The organism is Thalassomonas sp. M1454 (genome assembly GCF_007097525.1).
Lineage (GTDB): Bacteria > Pseudomonadota > Gammaproteobacteria > Enterobacterales > Alteromonadaceae > Thalassotalea_A.
This window is the reverse complement of sequence record NZ_VKDD01000007.1, coordinates 54,114-74,108: the sequence shown is the minus strand read 5'-3', so window position 1 is coordinate 74,108 and position 19,995 is coordinate 54,114. Positions and strand designations below refer to the sequence as shown.

The 19,995-nt window shown below is 36.8% G+C and carries 13 protein-coding genes; 5 read left to right on the top strand and 8 right to left on the bottom strand.

Annotated features, from left to right (window positions below; all coding sequences use genetic code 11):
- Nucleotides 1-111: 111 nt before the first annotated feature.
- Both FNN08_RS14335 and FNN08_RS14330 read right to left on the bottom strand, forming a co-directional pair.
- Nucleotides 112-1,053 carry a tyrosine-type recombinase/integrase gene (locus FNN08_RS14335; RefSeq protein ID WP_143586993.1) on the bottom strand — a complete coding sequence of 314 codons (942 nt, stop codon included), beginning with the start codon at nucleotides 1,051-1,053 and terminating at the stop codon, nucleotides 112-114.
- Nucleotides 1,043-1,576 carry a hypothetical protein gene (locus FNN08_RS14330; RefSeq protein WP_143586991.1) on the bottom strand — a complete coding sequence of 178 codons (534 nt, stop codon included), beginning with the start codon at nucleotides 1,574-1,576 and terminating at the stop codon, nucleotides 1,043-1,045. The genes FNN08_RS14335 and FNN08_RS14330 overlap by 11 nt, the downstream gene beginning before the upstream one ends.
- A gap of 140 nt (nucleotides 1,577-1,716) precedes the next feature.
- On the opposite strand from FNN08_RS14330, the gene FNN08_RS14325 reads away from it, so the two are divergent.
- The 4 genes from FNN08_RS14325 (at nucleotide 1,717) to FNN08_RS14310 (ending at nucleotide 3,538) form a co-directional block, all read left to right on the top strand.
- Entirely contained in the window at nucleotides 1,717-2,067 is a 351-nt protein-coding gene (locus tag FNN08_RS14325; protein WP_143586989.1) for an RHS repeat domain-containing protein, read from the top strand.
- Nucleotides 2,068-2,123: 56 nt separating this feature from the next.
- Nucleotides 2,124-2,645, top strand: coding sequence for a hypothetical protein (locus tag FNN08_RS14320; RefSeq protein ID WP_143586987.1), 522 nt, complete (start codon nucleotides 2,124-2,126; stop codon nucleotides 2,643-2,645).
- Between the two features lies 1 nt (nucleotide 2,646).
- Nucleotides 2,647-3,009 (top strand): hypothetical protein, encoded by a 363-nt coding sequence (locus FNN08_RS14315; protein ID WP_143586985.1) that lies wholly within the window; start codon nucleotides 2,647-2,649, stop codon nucleotides 3,007-3,009.
- Nucleotides 3,010-3,250: 241 nt separating this feature from the next.
- The gene (locus tag FNN08_RS14310; protein ID WP_143586983.1) at nucleotides 3,251-3,538 is read left to right on the top strand and encodes a hypothetical protein; all 288 of its coding nucleotides are present in this window, start codon (nucleotides 3,251-3,253) and stop codon (nucleotides 3,536-3,538) included.
- A gap of 304 nt (nucleotides 3,539-3,842) precedes the next feature.
- On the opposite strand, the gene FNN08_RS14305 is transcribed toward FNN08_RS14310, so the two are convergent.
- Together FNN08_RS14305 and FNN08_RS14300 are read right to left on the bottom strand one after the other, a co-directional pair.
- Nucleotides 3,843-4,493, bottom strand: coding sequence for a hypothetical protein (locus FNN08_RS14305; RefSeq protein ID WP_143586982.1), 651 nt, complete (start codon nucleotides 4,491-4,493; stop codon nucleotides 3,843-3,845).
- Complete coding sequence (locus FNN08_RS14300) at nucleotides 4,493-13,603, bottom strand: RHS repeat-associated core domain-containing protein (RefSeq protein WP_185962680.1); 9,111 nt, start codon at nucleotides 13,601-13,603, stop codon at nucleotides 4,493-4,495. The genes FNN08_RS14305 and FNN08_RS14300 overlap by 1 nt, the downstream gene beginning before the upstream one ends.
- Nucleotides 13,604-14,429: 826 nt before the next feature.
- Here FNN08_RS14300 and FNN08_RS14295 point away from each other — a divergent pair.
- Nucleotides 14,430-14,909, top strand: coding sequence for a DUF4375 domain-containing protein (locus tag FNN08_RS14295; protein ID WP_143586978.1), 480 nt, complete (start codon nucleotides 14,430-14,432; stop codon nucleotides 14,907-14,909).
- A 915-nt stretch (nucleotides 14,910-15,824) separates the two neighbouring features.
- Here FNN08_RS14295 and FNN08_RS14285 read toward each other — a convergent pair.
- The 4 genes from FNN08_RS14285 to FNN08_RS14270 form a co-directional block, all read right to left on the bottom strand.
- Complete coding sequence (locus FNN08_RS14285) at nucleotides 15,825-16,031, bottom strand: hypothetical protein (RefSeq protein ID WP_143586974.1); 207 nt, start codon at nucleotides 16,029-16,031, stop codon at nucleotides 15,825-15,827.
- Between the two features lie 577 nt (nucleotides 16,032-16,608).
- A complete protein-coding gene (locus FNN08_RS14280; RefSeq protein ID WP_143586972.1) occupies nucleotides 16,609-16,974 on the bottom strand; it encodes a DoxX family protein in 366 nt (121 codons plus the stop codon).
- Between the two features lie 182 nt (nucleotides 16,975-17,156).
- Nucleotides 17,157-18,527: a metal-dependent hydrolase family protein gene (locus tag FNN08_RS14275; RefSeq protein WP_143586970.1), complete on the bottom strand. Its 1,371-nt coding sequence runs from the start codon at nucleotides 18,525-18,527 to the stop codon at nucleotides 17,157-17,159.
- A 79-nt stretch (nucleotides 18,528-18,606) separates the two neighbouring features.
- On the bottom strand, nucleotides 18,607-19,965 hold the full coding sequence (locus FNN08_RS14270; RefSeq protein WP_185962679.1) for a metal-dependent hydrolase family protein: 1,359 nt from the start codon (nucleotides 19,963-19,965) through the stop codon (nucleotides 18,607-18,609).
- Nucleotides 19,966-19,995 lie beyond the last annotated feature (30 nt).

Here is a 19,995-nt window from a genome sequence, read left to right as displayed (position 1 = left end):
ATTAAACTGGCATTCCCTCCCAAAAGTCAGGGGTCTCAATGCCACGCGTGAACAATGGGTTAGTTGTTGTAACATTGTTCACTAGATTTATGCATTTTGCAAACACATAATTTAATCTGCTCTAGGGTGTGATTTCTTATACACCTTTTGCAACCTTGCTTTACTAATGTGCACATAGACTTGAGTTGTCGAAATACTTGAGTGACCCAAAAATTCCTGCACATGCCGTATATCTGCATCGTTATCCATCATGTGCGTAGCCGCTGCATGACGATACTGATGGCATGAGCCAAACTTATTTAAGTTTGCGCGCTTAATGTATTTACTCATCAAACTCGTTAAAGCACCAGGCAAAAACTTTTTGCCGTTGTTTCCTAGAAATAAAGTATGACCAGAGCCAATGTGTGCAAAATAAGGCCTAGCATCTCTTAGGTATTTCCGTATCCACAATATGGCTGTTTTTCCAATTGGTACAAATCGGTCATGGCCACCTTTACCATTAACGATTTTTATTTGTCGTGCAGAAAAATCGAAGTCCTCTAGTTTTAAATTTACTAACTCATTGCGACGTATTCCTGATGCATAGAAACACTCAATAATGGCTCTATCGCGAATTCCTTTTATTGTATGAGTTGGCACTTGTTTTATTATTGCCAATACATCTTGAATACTGAGAATTGATTTTGGTAGTGCTTTACCTGCTTTGGGGAGCTCAAACTTTTCACATTCATTAGATTCAATAATGCCTTTAGTATATAAACCTCGAAGGAATATCTTAACTGTGGTCGCTCTTGTTCGAATGGTAGTTTGTGCTAGTGGTAAATTCGATAATTTCTTTCGATGACTACGAAGATTTTCTAGATACGTATCCAGTACAGAAACATTCACTCGATCTAAGTCAAATATCGCTTGGATTTTAAGCCAATCAAAAAACGTTTCTAGGATTTGTTGCTTTAAATCAACTGTTGCTTGGCTATAGCCTTTTGCGAGCAAATTGATTAAGTAATACTCAAGGCACTGTGTAAAGTTTTGAGGTAAAGGATTATTCATCATATTGGAGCTCCTTTATCTTTGCAGGAAAGCTTAACTTATTTATTGCGTCTTGGGTTGCCAGCCAGAGGATATGGCGTCTGCCATTTCGTCTTATGTATTGAGCCATTCTTCGTCCAAATATACCGGCAACTAAACCATTTTCATCATACAATGGCATCGTAACGCAACCACGCAGCTCTTCATGACCTGAAGGCTTTATGAGACCATGAACTTCAAGTGTTCCACGAATAGATGCTCCCTCGCAAGAGAGGCTTTTAGGAACCGCTTTGTTAAGCGTTCTATCGCATAAACCAAGTTTGAGCTTTTTGATTTCTTGAATGCTAATTCCCAAATTGAAAAGCTGTTTGATGGCAGCTTTGTTTTCAAGAAGCCTTGCATGATAGTAGTTAATAAGCTGGTCTATAACATGCTCTTGAAAATCAGAAATGAGCAACGTCTCATGGTTATAATCTACGCAAGAAATAACGATACGCATATCAGACATAGCCCCAATTTTTATGGGAAGAAAGTTAAGGTGATTCATATATCCTCCGATTTGTTGTTGAATCACCGTTTAGTTTTAGTACATTGAATTTGACACGAGTAATTATGAGATGTTTAATGGGGAAACTTAAAGTTCTTTAAAATTCATTGGTTTACATGATTTAAATAATATTAAGTCATATGAACGGTCGGATCTATGATCCAAACCTTGGTCGTTTCATGAGTGTTGATCCGTTCATTCAAAGCCCGACTAATACTCAATCTATTAATGCTTATTCGTATATTATGAATAACCCGGTGAATGGAATAGATCCTAGTGGTTATTTTTCGGATTGCATCGCTGATCCAAAAGATGATAATGATTGTGGTGCTCCTAGTTCAGGCGATGGTCAAAAGGTAGGTGGTTCAGGTGGCAGAGGTAACGGATGCGGTGGTTTTGGCTGTTCACTAGGAGAACAAGCAGGTGGAGCTTCTGAAGGACAAATGAATGCAGCATCTAAGCTTTGGAATACAGTTTTTCAACAGAAATAAGATCGGCCTAACCATTTGGCTTGAATGCGTTTCAACTAATGTTAATAACAGCTCGAATGTTATCAGAGGAAAATGATCCTTCACCTTATGAAGTTGGAGGTCAATGGGTACTGGGTATAGGCACTGAAAGAAGGTATTTTGGTCCAAATACAAAAATGTCCAAGTTATTTGCGAAAGGAAAAGGGGCAAAATATATGGAAGATAATTGGCGTAAAAAGTATGAAGATAATGTTATCCCAGATGGTGGCACTTATACTGATTTTAGTTATGACTTCACATGGATAGATAAAGGGGCAAGAGCTTTTAATACTAGCAATCCTGCTGAGCATTTTATAGGTAGTTGGAGTGGTTCAGCTCATGCAACAGAGGATTTGATAGTATTTAGAGCTTCAAATGTGACAAGCATACGTTCTTTGACATTTGGTAAAAATATTGATCAAATAAATGAAGCTCATAATTTAAATATTCCATCGTTACCCGACCTACCAAATAGGTCAGGTCCAAACGGACCTAGAGTTCCCTTAGGAAATATGGAGACTATCATTGAATGGGTTAAACCTAGGAAGAAGAGCAAATAAAATGAAAAAAACATTTTTGTTCATTGTTTTGGCAAGTGTAGTTTGTACTTGGTTTTATATATCCAAAACAATACCAGTAAAAATAATAACAGGGTGTTATAAGTCTAAATTTGACACTATCTGTATTCGTGAAAATTATGAATATATACAACATGAGAATGGTAATATAACAGCTATTGGGAAGTGGGAAAAATATCAATATAAAGATAATGGTACCAATTATACAGCCCTTGTATTATATGAGTTTGACAGTACGAGAAGCCATGTGTTCAATGAATATGATATTTTTCCTGTTGGTAGCTTATTACTAGGTGAGTTTTTTACTTTAGGGAAAGAAAAAGTAATGTATATAAAAAGTGAATAGAATACATAGTCGTATATTTGGTTAATAGCAGGGCTAGGTGCCGTTCCCGATACGCTTACGGTGATAGAAATAAAACGGAGAATGAACAATGGCATTTATGTTGAGTAAGAAATTTATTCAGATTTTTCTCTTTAGCGTTTTAGTTGGTATAAAATCGGTGAGTGCCTTGGAGCTAAGTCTTGTTAAGTCAAACTAAGGGATTATCTATATAATCGAGAATAATGAACAAAAACGAATAACATTGGATGCTTATTTCCATATTGGACGTTCAGGACAGGTATCTTTTAATATAAAAAATTTAGACGGTAAAATATTTAGTTTTGACGGGCACCTTGACGCTAAACGAACTCCATCTAAATTAGCTTTAGACTATAGAGAAATCGGTGGATTCAAATTTTCAAAATTCGAGTTAAAAACATTTTATATTTTGCCGCCAGGAAAATATAAGGTGAAGGGGAAATTTTGTAAATCTAATTGGTCGCTAAAAAACTGTATAGAGAGTAATGAAGTTTTAATTGATATTGACTAATTTTCATTTGCTCAAGTTAGAGAAGATACATCGATATATTCATCTGTAGTAGCTCAAACATGATCTGACAATTACCAAGCCGATAATCATTAAGTTATCGGCTTAGTTACATTGGGAGGCTAGTTAATTTTACAAAGCTTAGATAGGCCTTATTTACAAAGTAAAACTCACAACTTTATATCCCTCAACAAAAAAGTTAACTCACGGAGGAGTTAACTATTCGGCTTTCAATTATGTCAGCTCTAGTCTGAACTAATAAAATTTAAGCCGATAATTGTTAAATTACCGGCTTAGTTAATGTCAACTAGTTAATGTCGACGTTAATTTCTTGTGAGTATTCCATTAACTCTTTACAAAAAGTTTTGTCTAAGTTATCTCGATTTAAACAGTTGTATTGCCTATAACCAACATAATTATATTTTTCTTTCTCTAATTTTGCCGCGAGTTTCATTACAGCTTCTTTTTGGTCGAAGAATGCTTCAAAATTTGACTCATTAAACAACTTATCAAGATTGTAGTGTTTTTCCTCACATCCTTGCTCTGACGTAACAATGACATATAGCTTTCGAATTCTCTGGGCCCTTATTTTATCACACCTATCAAGTTTGGAGTCCAATATTGATACATAAATCTCTTTTTGAGAACTCAAGATGCTATATTCTTTCCAGTAATTAGTGGTAGTTAATTGAGCTATTTCTTGTTGAAAATCAGTCCAATTAAACTCGTTTTTATATATATTGATGTATAGTAGGTTATTTGAGCCATATACATCTTTCTCAAAAGCCAATCTAATTTCATTTTCATCATTAACAACGACTCTAAAATGATTAAACTCTGTCTCATCTAAGCTCAGAAATGCATCATTGCCCAGAAACCGACTTCCATAAATAGAGGTGATTATTATCAATAGGATAATAAAAAATATCATTGATGTTTTAAATAAATTTACAGCCATTACTTTTTTAACTCTTCTTGATAATGTTTAATCATGCCCTCGTTTCTACGTATTCCAAAAATACTTAGTCTAAGAGCCTCTTTATTTTCTAGTACTTTTTGGTGAGCTTCTATTTCTGCGTAAGGGTTCATATCATCTTCATTCTGTAATATATGGTAACTTTCATGGAACAAATTTTCAGCTATAAATGACACAGAATCGAATGCTTCTTTATCTAAAAAAATAGTTGGAGTTCCATAACCAACATCAACTGATGCAACCCCACCATTAGTTATTTTAGCTATGCTAACTTCAGCCCTACGTAAGTTAATCTTAAGTTCTTTACCTACTTTATTAGCGAAGTCTATATATTTTCTATTATTATCCCATGGCTTAATTCCATTTAGTTCATCTTCTAAATTTTCCCAAGTCCTATTTAAACTCTCTAATCTTAATTTTAATAAAAATACTTGAAATGAAGATAGCATTTGAGGATTTTTTGTGTGGAACTCTCCTGTTAGCCAAGGCGCCATTTTGCCTCTATTAGCCCAAATATTCGCGGCGGCAGTCATTTGCCCTTTAGACGCTCCACTAGGTTGCTCGCCGGGTAAGCAACCAAACCCACCACATCCTTTGCTATTTCCGCCTGAGGGTGCTCCACAATCGTTACCATGTCCATCTGCAATACACCCTTCGACCCATTCATATCCTGTAGGATCAGTACCATTCACAGGATTATTCATAATATACGAATAAGCGTTAATAGATTGGGTATTTGTCGGGCTTTGAATGAACGGATCAACACTCATGAAACGGCCAAGGTTTGGATCGTAGATCCGACCGTTCATATGAACTAGCTCTGCAGTATCTAGGCTTTCATGTCCTGTAAAACCTCTGTTTGTCAGGTTAGTGAGGATCGAAGTACTGCCTTGAGCACTAACTTTACCAAATGGAGTGTAACTCTGCCTATTAAGTACTTCACCATCATGATTTGTGAATGTTGTGCCATTTCCTAGCCTATCGCTATGAGTGTAAATTAGCTGATGTGCATTAGTTTCATCGTACTTTATGGTTGCTTTACCTAAGTAAGCTCGCCAAGCAATAAGTTTATCATTTTGATAATCCGCTTCATACAACTTACCAACATATATTGTACTAATGCCTGTATCTAAATTTACTTTTTTATAGCGCATCATATCTGCACCATAAGAAAATTCAGTTTCACTTCCGTTTTTATCTATATATACAGGCTTACTGAAAGCATTATACTTGGCAAGCATGTTATCACCGCTAGTCATGTTTCCTTTATTATCGTATGTAAAGTTAACAGCTCCAGCCCCGTTAATTTTAGTGACTTGGTGAACTGCATTAGGCCCTGCATTTCCTATGTTTTTAGCTGAGTCCCCATACTGGTAATCTGTAGCGTAATTACTTTTTACAGATATATTACCTGAAGCATCATAATCATAATTTACGGTGCATAGTTCTGGTTTGTCAGTACAATACTCACCTCCATTATCGTGTGTGCTAGAATCTAAACGATTTAAACTATCGTAGTCAAAGTGTTCAACAAGGTTCGTCATAAAGTTAGTTTGGTCTGTGACATTACCTAAATGGTCGAAACCGGTATAACCAATATGGTGCCTGTATTCACCAAACTCACTCCCTTTCTTTACTTCACTAGTCAACATCTGACCTGTGCTATCAGAAAAATGATAATCACCAAACAATAAACCATTAGTTAGTTTGTCCCCTGTTACGTTTTGCCATGCATCCATTGTCCTGATTTCCCGATATACATAGCCGGTTTGGGCATTCACCTCTTTAAGCAGATAACCATTACTATCATATTGATACTCTAGAGTTAAGTCGTTCGGGTAAACAATCGCTTTTATGCGACCGTAATATGTATCATATTGATACTCAACGGGATACGATTTACCTTCAATCGTCGAGGTTATCTTTAAAACACGTCCATTAGAGTCATATTCATAGAATTTATACATATCACCATTACAACTCTCTAACGTAATGGTTCCCTTACATTCAAGTTTTAACAAACCCTTAGTATCATACATGAAACTGTCGATTTCATTAGTTAATGCTTCATCTTTGTAATTTATGATGCGTTTTGTAAGTCGACCCAGTAGGTCGTATTCATAATCAATTGTGTTTTCGTTAGCATCTGTCTCAAATTCAACTTCCCCGAAACTGTTCGTGATATAAGACGTTGTGCCTTGGTTCGGATCTTCTACATATATCTTATGGCCAAAGCCGTTATATTTGGCTTTTATTTTGTTGCCGTTCACATCTTCAATAACGATAGGATTACCCATACTGTCATATGAGAAATATGAAGTATTAAAATTGTCATCACTAGAACTCATTAATTGCCCTAAGCTATTGCTGTAAGTTCTGTTAATTAGGTCGCTATTCACTTTGGTTGTTTTATCAAAGCCAGAATGTAAAATCGTAGTATTTGATTTACCAATTATCGAATCAGTTTCCACATATTCTAATCGGCCTAATCGTTCCCAATAATAGGTACTCCCCAGATCACTTCCTCCATTAATATCTTTATATGGTACTGAAGAAAAGGACACTTGGCCTAGATTGTTATATTGAGTGTCTTTAAAGATTAAGTTTTCATCAAAAGCAACTACACTGCTACGTACTGGACGATTTAAATAATCAAAATATTCAGTTACATCTGGACTACCAACTTGTTGAGTTATACGCTGACTAAAGGCTGAATTTGGAGCCGAATTATCAAGAGTAGATTTATATGCATAATAGGTCGTTGGAGTTAAAGCTGCACCTAAATAATCTAATGTGTCCACAGTTCTAACTCGGTTATAATCATCATATGAGTTTCTGGTTTGCAAACCTGTAGGAAGTGTAGTAGTAATCACTTGCCCCGTTGTTACATCATAAGTAAATGATGTTTCTTCCGACTCCGCATTTGTTACAGTCAAAGGAAGGTGCCCGTCTTCACTCACACTTAGCCCATCTCTTGTATAAGTAAAAACAGTTTTACGCTTTTCATTTATACTGTTACGTGTTGGAGTGCCATCAACTACGCTATAGACTTGACCTTCTTGTTCAAACCAATTAACTAAACCATAAGCATTATAGTTTGTATTAATTATTTTATTTATATGTGTGGCATCTGACGAATTCACTGTAATTTTTTGAGGTTTCCTTACATTTAAATCATAGTCTGTAAGTACACTAGTAATGGTTTTTTCTTCATCTAAAGTAAGGTCAAATGGATCATTTGAATGTCGAGAAGTTACAGTCTTATAGACGGTTGTTGTTGAATTAAGCTTTGGCCAACCAACAGTTTCATCGTACACATTGGTTGTTATCATTTCATTCGTACCGTAGTTTACATCATAATGTGTATTGTTTTGCACTTTCACATTGCCAAATTCACCAATATCAGTAACAGTTGTCGTGCTTTGCGATAATAAAGGGTAGGCAGGTTCCATACCTGGCAAAACTATCATGTACGCTGACGCATCGTAGTCACTTTGTTTGCTGATTTTGGAGTAAAGATAAATATTCGAAGTGTTGTTTGAGTTTACTCGCCAATCATAGGTGGTACATGCAATGTAAGATGTATTATTGCAGCTTATGCTATAATAATTGATGTTTACACCTGATAAATAAGTAGCTTGAGCTTTAGGCTTACCTGTAAATGGGAACGTTTGTAAAAAATCAGTCCTTGTCTTTATTTCCTTGATTTTATCTTCAACAATTATAGAATGAAATCCACTAGAACCACGTCCTTCTTTGTTGTAGGCAAAACCTTGGTAACTATAGTCATTTTCAACAATGTTAGGGGAATAATCAACATTTTGACGTTGAGTAAACTTACTTACGACAAAGGAGTTAGGGGTGAGGTAACTGTAAATACCTCCAAATTCATCTTCTATGTCATTGCCTGCCTTTGTTCTATAAAGTGAATCTTCAGTCGAATTACGGTCAAACTCCTCTGGTAAAGGGTGATATTCCCATGCTGAAATGATATTCATGCCATTATTAACTGACAAAAGAGTATCTGGGAGCAACTTTGTCCCACCAGAACCTAGGTTTTCGTATATATAAACACCTTCATCTTCAAAGGATGTATCTGCATTTCCTTGTACGTTATTATATATGTAATCAGTGAGCCCATCACCGCTAATATCTATAGAGTTAGATCCCGAAGCAAGGGTTGAAAACATTGAGTAACCAGTTAAAGGTCTTAAACCGAATTTATCTTCTGTTTCATCGAAATAAAATTCATACGGATTTACTTCAAAATTTTGCGTCTTAGTATCAGAGACTTGGTCATCTTGAATATGGTTTATTCCTGCTACATTAGGTATCGTTAACTCCATTCGCCCATCTTGATTAATATCTGTTGGCTGAATTAAGCTTCCTAAGACCGGTGAAAGTGCAACATTTAGAACACTATCTCCTAAACTATTAGAAAGTATACAAGTGCCATCATAATTTTCGTATGCCTCTTCGTATGCTTCATCGTCACCAACAACAGGCGTCAAATCTCCATAATATGTTATATCGTCCGGCCAATGCAAGCGGCATTTTTTTACAGATTTATTTGTAGCATCGTCTACAATTAAATCTTCTCCATCAGTGAAACTTCCGTCACCTTTATTCAGTCTATAACGCCATACGCTTGCAGAATTATACTTGTAAACAAGATCCCCATCAGCATTCGTTCTACTAAGGTCGAGTGGTTGATAAGTCTGACTATGTATTTCATTATAATTTTCTTCATTGCTATGAATATGAGAATCGGATGTAACATATGGATAAAACTCTTCTATTACAGGTCGTACACTTACAAAATCAACAAGTCCATCATTATTAATGTCTACCCAGCGATGAAATTCATTCAAGCCCGATTCTGAGAACTTGCTTGAAAAGCTTGTAATATTCCAGAAATATTCATCAGAATAGCCTGAACTCAATAGTATTTTGTGTCCCATATCTTGGTAATCTATATAATCACGATAAAGTAGAAGGTCTACGTAAATATCATCATTGAATCTTACCTCTTTGCCTACGTAGTACAATCCGGTATTAAAATCTGTTGCCTCGTTGATGAGGTCATAATCAACTATCTCAGCTAATAGTACATTGTTATCAGCATAGTCATAATCAATATCCGGCATTGGGCCTAGGGCAAGATAACCTTTAATATAAAAGCTCGCCTTGTTTCCAGAACCTTTAACGTTGTATGAAACAACTAAATCTAGTAACCCATCCTGATTAATATCAATATGCATTACTTTATCAATGATAGTATTAGATGCGCTGCTAATATCGGTGAGATATTGACCCAAATAACTACCTCCACTGTAAAATTTTAACCTCATCAAATGAGCGGCGCCTTCTGTTAAAACAGAATCAGTGATACCATCAGAGTTAACATCAAAACTTCCAACTAACCCTTGTGATTTTGGTCGGTACTCATCATCAGTGGACAATTCCTTTAACGAAGTAGTATTTAGGTCACCTAAATCTATAGTCACTAGTTCTTTTTTAAACGTCCCGTTCGAAACTTCTGATACTTGTATAGATTCAGGAATTCCATCACCATTAAAGTCACCTGTTGGGTGTAAGTTAATAACATTACTGTCTATATTCGAGAGTTTCTTAGGTTCATAAGTGACGTCGTCTTCTTGCCAGTTAAAGCTCGTTTCAGGTAAACATGAAGTTGTTAAACTGCCCAAACATTTAGTGACTGAGCGTAACAAGCTTGAACCAGTCGCAATACTGGCATCCCCGTAAGTAAATTGGTAGTTATGCAATATGTTCGCATCGTGCTTAACATCTATCCTACTTAATCGTTGCGACGTTTCAAATTGACGACCAAAACGATATTTTATCGATTTGTCACCCCTCGTTTCATAATTAAAAATAATATTGGATGGACCATCATTCAATAAAGTTGTTTCTCCGGTATAATTAATACTAGTAAGTAATTTTTCATGGAGTCCATAAGATGAATAATTGTAAGTAATATTATTCTTACCTGTGACATCGGATTGATATTTCAATAGCCATGAAGATTCGTATTCTGATGCGACGGACTCTACAGAAGCCTCTTCTAATCCATACCCCTCAACACGTCCGTCCAAGTAACTAACTGTAAAGGTTATACCTGAGTCACCAAGCCCTTCACTAGCTGTACCGCTTTGCGTGACAACAATACCATTATCAATCTCTGTATGATAAATTGCGCCATTTATGCCATAACTTGAGCTACTCGTTGGCGCTTTGACTAACCTTTGCCCATTCAAGCAAAGCCTTACATTAGACGGTATATTAGTCCCGTAAGAAACTAAATTGCCGACATCTTGAGCAAGGGTTGCAGAGCAGAAATGAATGCTCCCTGTCGCTGAGAGAGCAAAGCCTTTCCCTGCAACACCATTAATTCGCCCACTTGAATATTGAATACTTACGCTAGGTTGCATTCCGTTTCGTCCCGGAGGGAGTTCAACGGGGATACTATAAGTTGCTTGACCAGTATTCACACCCGCTCGGGCAGGTAGACTAGGTACTAAATCAGAAGTCGGTTCATTAGCACTAACAAGCCCGTCATTCTCTACATCACCACCAGTTTCGTGCCATATTGGAGGTATATAAGTAAAAGAAACGCCTCCCGCCCCGTTAAAACTATAACCGCAACCAGTATCATTACACGCTCGAACAATAAAGGTATACGTCCCTGTCTCCTTTGGATAATATTTATAAGACCCTGGGTTTTGCGTGATTATAGTCTTTGATTTTCCATTATAATTAGCTGTAATATAAAAATTTGCATTACCGCCAGTTGCGCTCTCCCAAGTGATATTAATATAGTCATTTCCAGGAATCATGTAAGCTCTAGCTGTTGTTATAACAAGGTTAAGATTTAACTCTGTATTTGTGATTGTAACAGGAACTGATTCAACATGATCGCTGCAACCAGCAAGGTTACATGCCGCTACTCGATAAGTATATTGACCATTACCGGTACCAACGTACTCATAATATTTACGAAATGTAGTCGTAAAGTTTTGATCGTAACTCCAAGAGCCAGCATCTTTTTTCCAAGAATATTTATAATAGGTTGCTGCTTCCGAGCTACTCCAACCAACGTTAAAGTACCCTGATTCTACGGTAGTTTGAGAAGGTTTTATATACGCTGGTGGCTCAGGTAGTTCAACATCTACTACGATTTCGTTTGATTCAACAATTGAACTACATCCACCTAGAGAACATGCTTTAACTTGATATTTATACGTACCATTGGCTTTATTTGTATAAGATTTAGAAACAGTATTATTTATATCAACAAACCCAGACCATACGCCGTTAAATGACGAGTTCAAAAAGTAGTCGGTAGCTGTAGGTGATACATCCCAAGACACGGTAAAACTACCTGACAAACTGTGCTCTGTAGAGATAGTAATAGACGCAATATCTTCAGGCGCAGGTGCATCGGCAGTAATCACCGCGGATGAAACAACACTAGAGCAACCATAGTTATTACACGCTTGCACGTTATAACTGTAATCACCGTCAGGTTTATTCGTATAAGTTTTGGTGACAACCCCATTTATATCACTGATATAATACGTTGAAAAACCACCACCAACACCATTAAGCACTTCTTCAATTTTATAATAACTAGTTGAAGGTATTTCATCCCACGATATACTGAATGTACTATCTGTTGAGATAGATGTTGATATATATACCTGATTTAAGTCACCTGGAGGCTCATGCATCAGAGAGCCATCTTCTTCAATGTATGAGAATACATTAGGACTCAAACTATGTATTGGTTCATTCCAATTTAAAACATCAAACGTTGCGTTATAAACAACAAAATCTTTGACTTCGCCTATATATGGATAACCAGGCAGTAACGAAGAGGTGTATGACGCTGCAAGACCTGCTACGTAGGCCGCTGAAAGACTTGTACCTGAAATTGTTATTATGTCATTAATGGGGGCAAATGTCGTCACATCCACGCCCGGAGCAAACAAATCAACACATGCCCCCCAGTTTGTAAATGGAGCAGTAACATCATTTATGTCGCTTGCTCCAACTGTAATCGAACTGCCTATAAACGAAGGTGTTTCTGAACATGCATCTGCATTGGAATTACCAGCTTGGACAACAACCGTATGCCCTTGTATAAAAAGTAAATCTATTTGACTTTCAATCAGGTAGTTTTGTCCGCCAAAGCCATACGGTATGAGAATAATCGCATTTGGTGACATCGTTGAGTCACCTCCATCCCCTAAGTAATCTAATGCCTCAATAAGCGCACTGAGCGGGCCACTTCCGCTATCATTAAGTATTTTGACAGCTTTGATATTAGCATCGCTCACCACTTGCTTAACGATACCCGAAACCATTGTACCAAAACCATTTACATCACCAGGGGTTTGGTTCGTAATATCACTTGCGGTATAAATATGCTGAGCGCTACCTTCGAATAAGTAGTGGTATTCATCTACACCTGTAGATAACACGTATACGTCAACACCTTGACCTGGGTGTAATAAGTCAATAGGCAAGCCACTGTTAAACGTTGTATCGAAAGGGTCACTGTAAGGCAATGGCTCTCGTTGGATAATACGATTTACTGCCCAATCGTATCCCTCTTCACCAAAGAAACCTGTTGCCTCTACTGGCGCTTCAGGGATACCTATCCCAAAACCATCACTAGGTGGAATATATGGACCAGCTTCTAAAACCTGGTTTGCTTCAATAAACTGAATGTCTTCATTATCTACCAAATACTCAACGAGGTTATCTGGCACTTTAACGAACGCAGAGTTGATGTTTTTGTATTTCTTTAATACTTTGACCTTTTCATTGTCAATAAGCTCTTTGGGAATGGATTTGAAAATGTCAGCCAATGCTTGGTTATATTTTGGCTTTGCAGCATCTGTTAATACGATGAAATATTCATTCGCGACACGGTCTTTGTCCGTGTTCTTTATTTTATCATTAGTTGCATGAGCGAGAAATGTGCCTATAAAAAATAGAAACACAATCGATATGAATGTTTTAATTGTGTGGTTACGTGTAAATACACTAATGGCAGATGACGACATTAGATTCCCTTCTGTAATATTGAATTGCTGGAGTGTAAAAAGAAAAAGCATTTATTATTGAAGTTACAATGACATAGAGTAATAAATCAAAAAAAACACTCATAATTTTCATATAATTTTCATATAATTTTCATATAATTTTTATCAAATACAGTAAGCAAAGGGGTGATGGGTTGTACATACAAATATAGCAATGCAATGGGAATAAATTCTCTCACAAACTTTGCTGGTAACATATTAACTAGTGGGCAAACAGTATAACAAATTTCTAGTCATGCATTAGTAGGTGGCGTCGTCGCGGATTTGAACGGTGGCAAATTTGGCCACAGATTTTGGAGTGCGGGAATAACGAAGGGGCTTGGCACTACATTTCACAGTAATGATATTTCAAGAACAACAAAAAAAACAGCTTGAGCATATAGAATCGATTATTGCAGATTAGGCAGGGGTTATTACTCATTATTCTTGAAATATTACTGTTTAACCTTCAAAACACGAGATCAAAGACATTATAGAATGGCAAGAAATTAATGCATTTGGTATACCAAGAGAGTAGAATACAGCTCCTTTACCTGAAGGTATGGCTTAGCTAAAAAGCTTTAGAAAACGAACCTAGTGACCCCGTGAGTTTTATTTTTAAAGAGTTTCATCTTTGTAGAAAGGCTAAAAGCACAGTAGTAAAGTTTGAAGTATGGATATAAAATTTTAAAAATATTTTTAGTTGATATAGCCTTATGGGTAATTAATAGAAAACAAAGGATACACTTTTTACTTTATAATTTGGTCATGTATAAACCTTAGTGATACTAACTACTAAGGTAAAATCATGAAAAATTCATTCGAAACTGCTCCTTCATCTTATGCACTATTTGCAACTTGTGGAGCATTTCTACATTCTCCCCATCCTGAATATTGGCATGCACTAAATCTAATTGATAAAAAGGTCTATTGGGGGATAAACTTTCATTTTAGGGTGGTAAATGGTGGGTTCGTACAGGCATTCGACTATTTCTATGACCGAGGTGAAATTTTTCAAGTCCTATTGAGTATTATAGGAGCTGATGATTTAAGTGAACTGGTCAAGCAGGCACTAAAGTTTCGGTCTGCCGAGCTTGATTATACTAATTATTCTTTAAAAGATGGTGTTATTTGTGTCTTTGATACTCAGAAAAAATATGAGTCTGAACTTAATGAACTTGGCCGTCAATATTATTGTAAATCAGAAAGATTTTTCGAATTAATTAACGATTACATTGTGACCAACTACAATCGTTTCAATTACTACAAGGTTGCTAAAGTTAAATAGATAATATTCATTTAACTGTTCGGTGAAATCAGTTGAGGAACATAATAATAACGCTACTGATTTGCATTACACTAAAGCCACCCTGTTCCAAAGTTTTGCTTTAGTGTGCAGGAATGGCTATTTACAATAAAGTACTAATAAAGACAGCGCCTTATGGCGCTATTTTTTTGTCTGAAATATAAGGATAGCAAGCTTTAGACCTATAAAACTCAATACCTTAGTTGTAGTAGCTCAAACCTGAGCTGACAATTTAAGGTTAAGAGCGCTATTGCCACTTAAGCGACATAATAAAGACGAATAATATCAGCGTCACTATCAATCAAACATTTCGCATTTAAACCAGTACCAAACCCAAAGCACATTGACCGTGGCACAAAGGCAAGATAGAAATAAATTGTACATACGGAGCGAAGCTAAGTTCCGGATAAGATAAGACCACAATGTGGACTAGATGAGACGAATCGATTACAGCTAGCAGAGTCTCGCTAGAGAAACATTAATAGGCTTACATAATTAAACTTAGCACCGCTAGTGTATCGGTCGCGCGACCACACTATTACAGTGAAGATTAACTAAGATCAGCCTCATTAATTAGATATTTTAAGACCTTACAGCTACCGAGGTCGGTACACATTAGCTCGATAGGCCTGGCATCTAGTTTATTATGAGCAGAACGAAGCCAATGAGCCTTGTGATGTGCTTCGACATAGTTAAGCTGATAAAGACGATTAAAGATCTCAAGACACCTCAATAGCCTGTTTACAGTGCGAGGGTGGGTAGGTGCGCTTGCTTTTAACTGAGCATCAAACTCATTCTTAGTCAAATTAAGCAGAGCACAGGCTATGCTGTGCTCTAAACCATGTTCATGACAAACATTATGAAACTCAATCAAAAGATCTGCGCTAAACGCAAACCCTACCATTCATCAAAGCCACAGCCTGAGCCAAAATCATCATCAAATGGGTCACATGATGATATCGGATCATCATCATCGGTAACCCCATACGGATTTCCGTTGATATCGATACTTCCGCACATTGGGGTGCCATCAATATTGGTTAACGGCCCTGTGCGTGTACCTTCATTACTACATGAACCGAATAAGCGACTAAAAAATCCCATACAATCTCCTATCTTAAATAATTGGGGATGTTTAATCTCTCATAGCGGTGGACTTTGTCAAAAAAGTAATGGCGTAACTGCCATCATATCTATAATAGATATGGCTACCCTTTTCCACCATCACGAAGTGATAAATTTTGTTGATGTAGAGGTTTTAGTAAACTATATTGAGATTGTGAGTTGCTTGCTGGTATCTGAGGCCCTAAATAGGCCCAAAAGTTGAAATGAGAATGGCTATACTGTTGATTTTTATAACCATTATTTGAATTAAATAAAATCAAGCATTGGGGCGACTGAGAGTTTTTCTGTAAAAATTTTATTATTCAATTTTGGCCTAAAACCTTATTAAAAAAGGTACAAGAGTTTTTAAACTATACACCTAAAACACAATATGGCTCACAAAACATCATATATAGACAGTACAAATGCCTACAAAAACAAATAAGATTGGAGCAAAATAATGGCGTATTTTATCATAAAATAAACGCCAAATAATACCATTTACTCATCATCCTGTTAGAACATGTTATCGTATTGCCAATACTAAATTAACGATGAATAAGGCATAGGCTTTAAACTATAAAGTAATTAATACGCCATTAAATAGAATTAAAGTTGAAGAAAGTATAAGAGTTACTATTGCAGCTATTGCATCCTTAACAGTATCAAATTTAAGGTGAAAGAATATTGCCCCAATAGATGTAAAGAAAATCCCAAGTGCACCAAGGGTTTGTATTTCTGCATTACCTACCACCAATGATAAAACTAATAGTGCTGATGAGATAAATTCAACCAAACCTACCAAAAGCATATGAGTACGGTTTAAGCCATATTTTATAAAAAACTTAAGCTGCGTATTAAAAATAAACTTCTGCCAAGCAAGTACTTTTATCGAGCTTGCAAATAAAAAGAAAAAGGCGAGTAAAATCGTGATAATGAACATTGATACTCCGTAATTAAATAAAAATGGGACCTATATATCAGATCCCAAGTAATTTATCAGTACGCATGCATTTATCAATGATGCAGAAGACAATTTAAGAGAAGTGTGCATTAATCTTTTCATATGTTTAACATTGAAAAAAACACCATCAGATGATGGTGTTTTAAATTAATGCTTTAGACCTATAACGTGTTTTTATACACTTTTCCATCTTTCATAATTAACTTGATTGACGCTATTTCTTTACCGCGAGGCTCTGCATCTAACCATTTGTCATGAGCACCAATAGCTGTGATATCTTCTAATGGGTTGCCGTCAACAATAATAATGTCTGCGTATGCGCCTTTTTCAATAACACCTAGCTTTTTCGGGTAAGGGTTATTTTTACCGGTTAACGCGGCTAATTCACCACCGTAAGATGTCATTGATTTAAGCGCTTCGAAATTACCAATACCACGTGCTAAGTCATACTTTTGAAAATCAATACCTGATCTCAATGCTGCACCTGTTGTAAATACAATATCGGTATTAAAAACAATTTTAGGTTTAACTTTTCTTAAGTGCTTGAATAGATTCTTACTTTTTTCCATAAACTCAACCACTTTAGGGTATTGCGGTAAGTCAGGGTTGCCATAAACCGGGTGTTTAAGTAAATCAGGGTTCATGCCGTTAGTATTCGGTGAAATGAAATAGCCTTTACTTTTTAGCTTTTTCAGGGTTTTTTCACTGATAAACTGTGCGTGATCAAATACCTTAATACCTAAATCAATCCCTCTATCAATGTGCTCATCTTGATAAACGTGCGCTGCAACATAGGTATCCCATGCTTCTGATGCTTCTACCGCTGCTTTTATTTCATCTTCGGTAAATTGTAAGGAATGTAATGGATCTTTATCAGACGATACGCCACCACCAATCATGACCTTGGTGTAGTCTGCTCCCGCACCAAAGTTCTGGCGTACCCCAGCCATTACTTGAGCTGGGCCATCTACTACACGAGCAATACCTAAACGTTCGGTGTTACTGTCAGTATGCTTTAATCCCATTACGCTGCTTGCGGTTGAGCGCCAATCACCATGTCCTGATGTTTGTGATATAAAACCACCAGCATTATAAATACGTGGTCCGTCAAGCATACCAGAATCAATCACTTCTCTTAATCCTGTGTACAACCCACCCATATCGCGTACGGTAGTAAAACCGTTAGCTAACCACTCTGTCGCACCATATGCTGCACCTGCGCCAATTTTTTCCCAACTCATGGCTTCAAGTTCACGCACGCCACCAGGATTCATTAAGTTAAAATGCACGTGGCTATCGATCAGACCAGGCATCAACGTTTTACCTTTACCATCAATCACCACATCGGCTGTTGTTGTTTTAGTACATACGTCTTTAATGGTGTTCTTTTCAATTAACACACTACAGTTTTTATGTAGTTTGTCTTTGCTACCATCAAATACATTGACGTTTTTGAACAGTGTTGTGCTTGCTAACACTTGTGATGAAGCTAGTGCCAACGCTAAGGCTGTTACAATTGTTTTTATTTTCATGATAATTCCTTGTTTTATAGAGAAAACGCAATGTCATTTGAACTTAAATGCTATTACTTGAACCGCTAATGTATTGTTACTAAAGTGTATTTTTATAAACCATGCCGTCTTTCATGATCACTTTTAAAGTGTTTGTTGGATCTACCAATAATTCAATTTTTTCTAATGGGTTACCATCAACTAAAATCATATCGGCATAAGCGCCCGCTTTAATCACACCTAAATCACCCGCTTGGTAAGGATTACGTAATCCGGTTTCTTCTTTTAGCATACGCGCATTGTTGAAGGTGGCTTGTTTTAGCACTTCAACAGGCTTCCAGTATTTTGCGCGTACAACAAACTCATTATTGGCAGTTTGTTGCACCGATAAAGGGCCAACAACATCAGCGCCAAAGGCGATTTTGTCGTAACCTGATTCTTTTAAGATTCTCAATTGGTTTTTAGCGCCGTCATAAATTTGCTTGGCTTTAGGGGCATTTTGAGGGCCAACATAGGCTTCAATTGTTTCCCAAGGTAATGACAGCATGGTGAAATAAGGCGATATCCACGCATCTTTTTCCATAATGGCTTTCATGCCTTTTTCACTCATTAAGGTGCCGTGTTCAATGGAACGAACGCCAGCGTTCATCGCTCTAAAAATCGACTCATCATGATAAGCATGCACCATGACATAAGTGCCATAATCTCTTGCTGCACGCACCGCAGCTTCTATTTCTTCGGGTAGGTATTGCAACGTGTAAAGCGGGCCAAAACTTGATGAAGCGCCACCGCCAACCATTACTTTTAACTGAGTTGCACCTGTACGTAATACTTCTCTCGAACAACGTAGTACTTCAGCAACTCCATCACAGATCATTTCAAGCCCTTCAGGCTTTTGCATTTTTTGAGGAGTATTGCCCGGTAAATTAGGGTGTGGCGTATTATAGTCGCGATGGTCACCATGACCAGAGGTTTGAGAAATCACTTGGCCTGATGGATATACTCTTGGACCAATAAGTTTACCGTCTTTTACCGCTTTCATCACTGCTACCGCAGGGCCTCCGGCATCTCTAACTGTTGTGTAGCCACGCATTAGCCAGTCTTGTGTAACCTGCGCTGCTGAAATCCCCCAGTAAATTGTGTCTACTTTATTGGTTAATACGTCCAGTTGCTCAGGTACGGCAATATGTGTATGGGTATCAATTAATCCCGGCATTAATACTTTGCCATCGCCATTAATGATGGTTGCATCTTTACGTGCATCAGATTTATCCGCACGCACCTTTTTAATCAGGTTACCTTCAACCAATACATTAATTTTTTTGGTGATACCTTCACTAGTACCATCCCAGACATGAACATTGGTAAATAATGTTTGTTTAGGTAACTCTTCTTTATTGTCTGCAGCAATCGCTGAAAAATTTGCTGCAAAAACTAGTGAGAGGAGTAATTTTTTCATCATAATTCCTGTTATTTAGTCTAGATAATT

Coding starts and splice junctions, on each gene's coding strand:
- FNN08_RS14335 (WP_143586993.1), bottom strand. CDS start 1,053: ATGATGAATAATCCTTTACCTCAAAACTTTACACAGTGCCTTGAGTAT.
- FNN08_RS14330 (WP_143586991.1), bottom strand. CDS start 1,576: ATGAATCACCTTAACTTTCTTCCCATAAAAATTGGGGCTATGTCTGAT.
- FNN08_RS14325 (WP_143586989.1), top strand. CDS start 1,717: ATGAACGGTCGGATCTATGATCCAAACCTTGGTCGTTTCATGAGTGTT.
- FNN08_RS14320 (WP_143586987.1), top strand. CDS start 2,124: ATGTTATCAGAGGAAAATGATCCTTCACCTTATGAAGTTGGAGGTCAA.
- FNN08_RS14315 (WP_143586985.1), top strand. CDS start 2,647: ATGAAAAAAACATTTTTGTTCATTGTTTTGGCAAGTGTAGTTTGTACT.
- FNN08_RS14305 (WP_143586982.1), bottom strand. CDS start 4,493: ATGGCTGTAAATTTATTTAAAACATCAATGATATTTTTTATTATCCTA.
- FNN08_RS14300 (WP_185962680.1), bottom strand. CDS start 13,603: ATGTCGTCATCTGCCATTAGTGTATTTACACGTAACCACACAATTAAA.
- FNN08_RS14295 (WP_143586978.1), top strand. CDS start 14,430: ATGAAAAATTCATTCGAAACTGCTCCTTCATCTTATGCACTATTTGCA.
- FNN08_RS14285 (WP_143586974.1), bottom strand. CDS start 16,031: ATGGGATTTTTTAGTCGCTTATTCGGTTCATGTAGTAATGAAGGTACA.
- FNN08_RS14280 (WP_143586972.1), bottom strand. CDS start 16,974: ATGTTCATTATCACGATTTTACTCGCCTTTTTCTTTTTATTTGCAAGC.
- FNN08_RS14275 (WP_143586970.1), bottom strand. CDS start 18,527: ATGAAAATAAAAACAATTGTAACAGCCTTAGCGTTGGCACTAGCTTCA.
- FNN08_RS14270 (WP_185962679.1), bottom strand. CDS start 19,965: ATGAAAAAATTACTCCTCTCACTAGTTTTTGCAGCAAATTTTTCAGCG.